An 8,701-nucleotide genomic window follows, 5' to 3' on the forward strand; every position below is an offset into this window, starting at 1 on the left:
CTTTTTGTGCAATTTCCAATGCTGCGCGAGCAGATTCCATCTCGGCGCGGCGAACATCTAACTCAGCGCGTGAGACAGCCCTTTGACCTTGCAAGGTATTGAAACGATTAAACTGATCTCGTGCCAGATTAAAGGTGGACTGACGATCCCTAACGCGCAGAGTCAGATCAGTATCATTCAACTTGGCAATTACCTGACCTTTTTTCACTTGCTCACCTTCACGAACCAGCAGTTGTTGTAGTTGCCCGCTACGTTTAAAGGAGAGTTGAGTTTCATCACCCGCTTGTAGTCGCGCAGGGAAATAACGAGTCCCATTTTGTCCACTGTCTTCCACGATAAATATTTTTACCGGACGGACACTTTCCACGACTTCTGGGGGAGTTCTGTCGCAAGCAGCGAGAAGAAACGTTAATAGCAAGGTAACGACTGTTTTTATCTTCACTATAAGATCTCGTTGAGTCAGATTTTCAAAGTTATTGCAGATTAGTTATTCACACTGTTGTATCTGTTTTCTGCGCCATTTTTCTGTGACATATGACGCACCAGTTTTTTTAAAAGTGTGATTAATAATCCCCCTGTAAATATCCCTAAAAGTAGATCAGCACAATTAGCACTGAAATGGGTAGTGTTATTTGCGTGAAAAATAAAGATAAGTTAACGGACAAATAGCCAATAGCGAAATAGCGCTACTCTGCTACTCACTATCAGCTATTTTTTTAAGAGCAACCGCACTATCCCTAAATAATTCGAGTTGTAGTAGGGCGGCAGCTAACAACCCTGTGGCTTCAAGGCCGAAGGGAATTAGTAATCAACGGCATCCCGGATGATTGGACAAGTCATACAATGACCGCCGCCACGTCCACGACCTAACTCACTACCGACAATCTCAATCACTTCCACCCCTTCTTTACGTAGTTGGGTGTTGGTTTTGGTATTACGGTCGTAAGCCAGCACCACCCCTGGTGAAAGCGCAACCATGTTATTACCGCTGTCCCACTGTTGGCGCTCGGTGTCGTAATCATTACCTTCAGTCTCAACCACCCGCAGTTTTTTTAGGTTCAATGCACCGGCCACCGCTTCAACAAATGTGCCTTTGTCGCGGCTTAATTTAATGCCAGTTGGGCCATTATCTGGGCGCAATGAGAAGGTTTGAATCTGATTAACAATCGCCGGATAAAGGGTAACCACATCGCGGTCGCAGAAAGTGAACACGGTATCCAGATGCATGGCAGCACGCAATTTTGGCATAGCGGCAATCATCACGCGTTCAACTTGTCCTTCACTGTTTTTAAACAGTGACTGAGCTAACTGAGTAATAGCCTGATGAGAGGTGCGCTCACTCATACCGATGAGCACGGTTTTGTTGCCAATTGGCATCACATCGCCACCTTCTAATGTCGCGCTACCGTGATGCTGCGTTGGGTCGCCCCACCACACCTTCACATTGGCGTCGCCAAAGTCCGGATGGAATTTATAGATAGCCGTGGTCAGAATGGTTTCTTCATGACGTGCTGGCCAATACAGCGGATTCAGCGTTACGCCGCCATAAATCCAGCAAGTGGTATCGCGGGTGTAAAGGGTATTGGGCAGCGGCGGCAGCAGATATTCCGTGATGCCAACTGCCTCGCGGATCAGCTTCAACTCTTCTTTGTCACATTTGCCATCTTTATGGAGTTCAGTAGTAGATAAACCGCCAATCAGCACTTCAGCTAACAAACGTGGCTCCAGGCTTTCCAGATAATTGCGGGTTTCTTGCAAAATACCCAGTGACACTTCATTTGGTACAATTTGTTGATCCAGAATCCACTTTTTGGCCGCAGGAATAGCTACGGTTTCGGCTAGCAGATTATGCATTTCCACCACATCAACACCACGTTCACGCATTTTGGTCATAAAATCAAAATGGTCGCGTTTGGCTCTTTCAACCCACAGAACATCATCAAATAATAATTCATCACAATTACTGGGGGTCAGGCGGTTATGGGCGCGCCCTGGTGCGCAGACCATAACTTTGTGCAACTGTCCGACTTCAGAGTGAACACCAAATTTGGCTTTGGCGTGAGTTTTCTTAGCTTTATCTGACATAAGAACTCCAATAAATTATATGGTGATGATTCCGGTGGCAATGCTATAAATCGCAGCAACCGCAGCCACAATAAGAACGATAAACAGGATTCTTTCGTAGGTATTAAACGCTTTCTGATGCTGCTCACGTTTGGCAATCAGATACAAAATCGTACCTGGACCGTAAATGATGGCCGACAGCAGCAAGTATTTCAGACCACCGGCATAGATCATCAGTGCGGAATAGAAAGTGGCAATAAGAGCAAAGATGAGATCTTTTCTGTGACCACGTGCATTGGTTTCGTAAGTTTCACCCGTCCAGGCAAGTTTTAGTCCGTAAGCGCCCACCAACAGATAAGGGATCAGGGTTAATGAGCTGGTTAACTCTAAGGCCAGTTGGAAAGCATAATCAGTAAACAGTGTCAGAATTAAGAACACTTGAATAAAGATATTGGTCAGCCACACCGCCGCTGAAGGCACTGCATTGCTGTTTTCGGTACCAAATATTTTTGGCATGCTTTTACTCTTCGCCGCCGAGAACAGCACTTCTGCTGCCAACAGTGACCAAGACAAATACGCACCCAATACTGAGATAATCAAACCCACGCTGATGAAGATGGCTCCCCAGCGCCCGACTATGGCTTCCAGAACCCCGGCCATTGATGGTTGACGTAATGCAGCCAAATCAGGACGTAGCAGTACACCGTAAGACAACATGGTTATCAGCACCAACAAGCACAGCACACCAATAAAGCCCAGAACCGTGGCAATACCGACATGGCTACGTTCTTTGGCGTAACGCGAATACACACTCGCGCCTTCAATCCCCAGGAACACAAATACTGTCACCAACATGGTGCTACGAACTTGAGAGAATAAAGACTCAGGCTCAGCTACCACCGGCATGACAGCTGCCGCATGGCCAACATAGCCGTAGTCATTCAGGTGGGATAAATCGACACTCTTAACGACATCTGGCGTGCCCCAGAAGTTCAGTGCGAACACATCACCTTTAAAAGCAAAAATCAGTACGATGACGAAGATGAAGATGGGAATTATTTTTGCGAAGGTGGCAATGGTATTAATCGCCGCAGCCTCTTTAACACCCCGCAATATCAGGATGTGGAATCCCCATAGAATAACGGAGGCCACTAATACTGCTGGAATGGTATTACCGTCACCAAATATAGGGAAGAACGCCCCTAATGTTGATTTGATCAGGACAAAGTAAGAAACGTTACCAATACAGGTACCGGCCCAAAAACCTAATGCAGATGCAAAACCAAGATAATCACCAAATCCCTCTTTTGCGTATATGAATACACCGGAATCCAGATTAGGTTTACGCTGAGCTAATGTTTGAAAAACAAAAGCCAGCATTAACATCCCACCACCAGCAATACACCAGGCAATGAGTGCACCAAAACCACCCGTTGCCCTGCCGAACGTTGCGGGTAATGAGAATATACCGGCACCGATCATTGAGCCGACCACTAAAGAAGTTAGGGCCGGTAAAGATAATTTATTCGTAGATGAATTGGCCATGATGTTCTCAATGACGTTGGATAAATTAAGTTAAATGTAAATTCTGTTTATCCCCACAAACAGATTCACCTGGACCCACTTAGCGATATAAATACATAGTTATCATAGCTTCCTTTAAAACTATTGCATAATGTCCGGAAAGTAGACCAAATCTTACAATATGTAAATTGTTGCAAAAATTATTACATACATCAAAATTTTCCAATAGTGATCTAAATCATCATTTTTCATATTCAGAGGAAAACTCTCCAGTTTAATTCACTAAATAAAAGCCACTGCATTAGCATAGAAATCTGTTTTCCTTATATGTGTCATTTAAGATGATTCCAGTAGATACACTGGTTCAATTACGCGAGAAAGAATAGAATTTATACCATGTTGCACTCGATAATTTCATGGTCTAGACTTAATGATTACCCATTGAAAATTAAATTAAAAACACCTTTAAATACAATGTGTTACAGCAACACTCTTTATGTGAAAAAATAGGCCATTTCTTAGAAAAATTTTCTCTGACTTTTCATTTCAAACGTTATAACAGCCTTTTAAATTACGATCCCCCTCCACCAAAATTGCCAGTTTTATAGCGGGTGTTTTAGTTTTTATAAAATAAAGTGATATACCTTTCTTATAGCCACCGCGGTAGTCATTCCTATCAAAAAAATCAATAAAACTGGCAATAGGATAATCATTATTTTGGTTTTATTTAGGATTCATTTAGATTTCATTAACAGTTGTTACTAAAAAGTTAATTTTGAATTTTTACATTTTTCCTAACGGAAACCATAGGGATCTAACACCATGCAGAAATAAATACCTGGTGTTTTATTTTTAATAAATAAAGAAATTCGATATAAAACACTACGGTAACTAGTTAATTTAAATAAAGAAAATAGCGAGGTTTCTTAATAGTGACATTAGAAAGATTGATGTTTCATGTTGAAATATCTGACAAATAGAAAGAGTATATCGATGATAATAATGTAGGAATTCACCCACACAAAAGCTCATTATTCCCTTTCTATATAAGATGACGTAAATAAAACTGGTTAATTACGTTTGTAAAACTCACATTTCATTAAATACCCCTCTATTTGAATAAACATCTTCGCGGTTTTATTAAAGAATATCTTTAATTTCAAAGTCTCTATTATCATTAGCTAATCCAAGATAACGACGGTAGCACCATGAAAAACGGCTCCCATTGGGAGCCGTTGACTTAATCCGTTATCGCTGATGTTCACTCAAAGTGACCGCTACGTTGTCTTCCTCTGATCCAAACGCGGCTGAGAACCTGTCACAGAATACCCTGCCAGAATGGCAACGAAAATCATAAATAGATGGCCTTCAGATGAGTCCAGCAAGAATGAATTAAAGAAGTTACACGCCATATAGCTGGTCAATACCGCCAGCAAGACATTACGTAGCGCGGGTGTTTGTTGCCAAATAACACGGTAACAACAGACAATCCATGCCAGAAAGATAATCAAACCAACAACACCGGATTGGATAGTTTCCAACAGATATTGATTATGTGGGTTGTTTATCTTGTAGTTAATTTCCGGGTTCTCATAATAAAAACCGCCAGCACCGTGGCCCAGAATAGGTGCTTCCTTAATTAATCGAACCGCCTCGATGGCAAAGGCAGAACGCTGCCCCATTGACGTTGAGCATGCATCATTGACGTTATCCGCAGAGGCCGCCATGCAGACTTTAATCTCATCCACACCTTGAGTGATCCGCTGAGTCGCTTTATTGGGAATCAGCAGCAGTGCCGCAAATGCAATGGCTCCCAACAGCACCAAGAGCCAGCGTTGGCGACTGCCTAGTGAGAAAAATAGCCATACCCCTAACCCAACAACCAGAGCCACATACCCGGTGCGGCCCAATACCAAGAATAGGATGCTGTAACAAGCTGCTACCACCAGCAAACTGTAGCCCCAGCGTTTCCAGCCTGGACTTTTGACAGCGAGCACCAGCCATAACATGGCTGCCAATGCCATAAAGAAGTTTTGGGTAATTTGTAGTTTAAAGATGGTTGGGTTTGTTGGATCCACCTGGCCAATGGGGATATGTAACACCCCGACAGCCAGCGTCCCAACCAACGCTACCGCATTGGCGAGTAAGAAGCCCAGGCAAAACAGTTTCACCCGCTGCGGTTGGTTAATAAAGAACAATGCCAGCGGCAAGACATAAAGAAATTTCTTATCTTTACTCACCATTTCCGGGCCATAGCTGTTGTGATGGAACAATAATGACAGTGCTAACAGCGCAAACATGGCGGCGGGCAAATAGACTAATGGGTTGGTCAGCAAGGGTTTTAATGGCAGAGACTTACGATTAATGATCAAGCTGATAAGAATTAAAACCAGCGATATATTAATAAGAGGATTGGAGGTGGGTAAAGCGATACCTAACAGTAATGCCGCGATACTGTTTAGCATTTCACCACGCGGGTTAGCCGGGGATATGCCCGGCGAAGAAGTCGATGGAGTTATCATAATTCTCTCAGCTTGAGCTGGTTGGAAGACTCAAAATTGGCTGTCACAAGCCCATTATTAGCATACTACTGGCTTTGAATACGCCAGGCGTCAACGGCATCTATGACATCATCTACAGGGATAGCGTTCAAATAGCGATCCGTAGTGTCAGTATCTATCTCGTTAGGATGTGGCAATGTGCGGTAATGACCCGCCCATAATAGGGTGTGCGGAGCCTGCCATGGGTGCCATTGATTAAGATTACTGGGGCCAAAGAGCACCACTGCGGGAGTTTGTAATGCTGCCGCCATATGCATTGCCACGGAATCTACACCAATAAATAACTTAGCGTTATCTATCAAAACCGCCAGTTCCGGCAGTGCCAAAAGGCCGGATAAATTAATAACTTTTTCGGGCTGCGCGCAACCAGCAATAATGTCAGCGATATAGTCCAGTTCTGCGTTGTCTTTACCGCCGGTTAACAGCACTGTTTCGCCTTGTTCGGTGAGGTGGTTTATCAGTTGACTGAATGATTCACTGGCCCAGGTTTTAAACTTCCAGCGCGCAGAAGGTTGAATCAGGATGTAATCCGCAATATTACGTTGCTGGCACAGTTGTTTTACTCGCTCAATATCGTGCGGGCCATAAGCCATGGTGACGTCAGTGCTGATATTAGTCAGTTGCAACGGCGCGAGGATATCCAAATTATTGAGAACCGTGTGCCGTTCGGCGGCATTGGGGATATCGACTAAGGTGGAGTGGCAGTAGCGCCATAACCAGGTATCGCGTTTTGGGTAATGGAAACCGATGCTGAAACCCGGTTTTAATAAACGGCAATAAGCGGCGGCTCGCCATTGATCAGATAAATTGAGGATCAGATCATAATGGTGCTCTTTCAATGCATTAAATAACACTTTTTCGCCGCTGATTTGGGCTGTTAAGCCCGCATGTTTTAGGCCGCGGTCGACAATAAATGCGTGATTAACCGTTTTGTTCTCCCGCAGCATATCTTGCGTTCCACCATACAGCAGCACATCGATTTTGGCCTGTGGATAGTTGGCTTTTAACGTGTTGAGTAAAGGCGTGGTGAGAAGAACATCGCCGAAATGGCGTAATTTAATAACCAAAATGCGTTTAACATTGTCTTTCTCTCGCAGTATGGCCGGTAAATTAACGGCACTGACGCGAGCAGGAGCAGAAAGTTGCCCGGCAGGTGATTCTGTCTTATTTGATGTATTCATCATAGGATGCGCCATCATCGGCAACGAAAGAGGGGCAATAATGCTATCCAAGTGTTCACTGCATGGCAATCGTTTTAGCGCCCCATATGCCAATAATAGATAATGATAACTGTTTTGTAATGCCTAGAGTTATTCGCAGAGAGAACAGACTGATCGTAAAGACGCCGTAAACCCCTCCCTGGGGGCTCGAGCCGCGCCCTCCCTGGCGCGGACGCTTTACTCTTCAATCTGTCCTCACCGCTTGGAATGTGTTGTCTGTAATAATTTAATTGACGTCATCGGCACAGGCAGTTTGGACGCGACCAGCGCACAGCCAACGGAGCGTACACGTAGTACGTGACGGCGGCGAGCACTGCTCACGTTCAAAATGGCAAGTAAGATAGTCAATTAGCAGTCAATTTTAAAGGCCGGGGGCTTTCCATAAAGAAGTTGTAAGCCCACTGTCTACTAACGTCAACTGATCGGTATACACTGCTTGCCAGTTGGTTTTGGCTGCTTGATATAGCGCTTTATGTTCAATATTGGGCTGGTATTCTCGCTCCCAGCGCACCAGCCGCTCTCCGGTTTTATCGAGTGCTTCATATAGCCCGACCCCGACACCTGCTGCAATCGCACAGCCTAAAGCGGTGGCCTCTTTTACTACCGGTACACGGACCGGAATACCCGTCACATCCGCCAGAATCTGACTCCATAGTTTGCCTTTTGAACCGCCGCCGGCAAATACCACTGACGAGGCTTTGACACCGGAGAATTCCGCAATTTGTGCCAAGTTACAGGCCGAAACGATTGCTGCGTTCTCTTCCAACGCACGGAATAAAGTGGCTTTGTTGCATTTTTCAGGGTCGAGCGACAGGTTAATAAAGGAAGGTGCGGCGTGATACCAGGATTTAAAGCGCATAACATCAGAGAAAATGGGCATCACTCCGTAAGCACCAGCAGGCACCCGCGCCGCCATATCTTCCAGCAAACTATAAGTATCAATCCCTAACCGCTGGGCGAGTAATTTCTCTTCGGCACAGAATGCATCACGGAACCAGCGCATGGTCAGGCCGGTAAAGAAGCTGATGGATTCTGCTTGCACCATGCCGGGAATGACGTGAGGGTTAATGCGTGTATTCATATTGGGATCAGTAATCGGTTTGGGTAAGTTAACCACCTGTTGCCAGAAAGTGCCCCCCAACACCGCTGTCTGCCCCGGTTGTACCACTCCTAACCCTAAGCAGCCGAGTTGTACGTCACCGCCGCCCATCACTACTGGCGTTCCAGCCAACAAACCACACTCTTGTGCGGCCTCTGCCGTGACATGCCCGAGCAAAGTACCGGTTTCTTTGACTGGCGATAAGATATCAGCGCGTAGCCCGGCCATTTCCA

Annotated in this window: 6 protein-coding genes and 1 pseudogene; all 7 read right to left on the reverse strand. The window is 45.1% G+C overall.

Annotation, left to right across the window (positions count from 1 at the left end):
* Window positions 1–442: efflux RND transporter periplasmic adaptor subunit (locus tag ACNSO8_RS01265; RefSeq protein ID WP_418393588.1), on the reverse strand; the 442-nt coding region annotated here is incomplete at its 3' end.
* Window positions 443–483: 41 nt separating this feature from the next.
* A pseudogene (locus tag ACNSO8_RS01270) lies at window positions 484–674 on the reverse strand (LapA family protein).
* 127 nt (window positions 675–801) lie between these two features.
* A complete protein-coding gene (gene arcA / locus ACNSO8_RS01275) occupies window positions 802–2,085 on the reverse strand; it encodes an arginine deiminase (RefSeq protein ID WP_019080617.1) in 1,284 nt (427 codons plus the stop codon).
* 15 nt (window positions 2,086–2,100) lie between these two features.
* Window positions 2,101–3,609: an amino acid permease gene (locus tag ACNSO8_RS01280; RefSeq protein ID WP_005159143.1), complete on the reverse strand. Its 1,509-nt coding sequence runs from the start codon at window positions 3,607–3,609 to the stop codon at window positions 2,101–2,103.
* Window positions 3,610–4,865: 1,256 nt separating this feature from the next.
* A complete protein-coding gene (waaL-ps, locus tag ACNSO8_RS01285) occupies window positions 4,866–6,110 on the reverse strand; it encodes an O-antigen polysaccharide ligase WaaL-ps (protein ID WP_172654236.1) in 1,245 nt (414 codons plus the stop codon).
* A gap of 65 nt (window positions 6,111–6,175) precedes the next feature.
* On the reverse strand, window positions 6,176–7,333 hold the full coding sequence (gene rfaQ / locus ACNSO8_RS01290; protein WP_050121536.1) for a putative lipopolysaccharide heptosyltransferase III: 1,158 nt from the start codon (window positions 7,331–7,333) through the stop codon (window positions 6,176–6,178).
* 397 nt (window positions 7,334–7,730) lie between these two features.
* Window positions 7,731–8,701, reverse strand: a 971-nt coding sequence (gene lsrK, locus ACNSO8_RS01295; RefSeq protein ID WP_418393589.1) for an autoinducer-2 kinase, incomplete at its 5' end; no start/stop codon positions are given.

Source organism: Yersinia sp. LJYL362, from assembly GCF_048323875.1.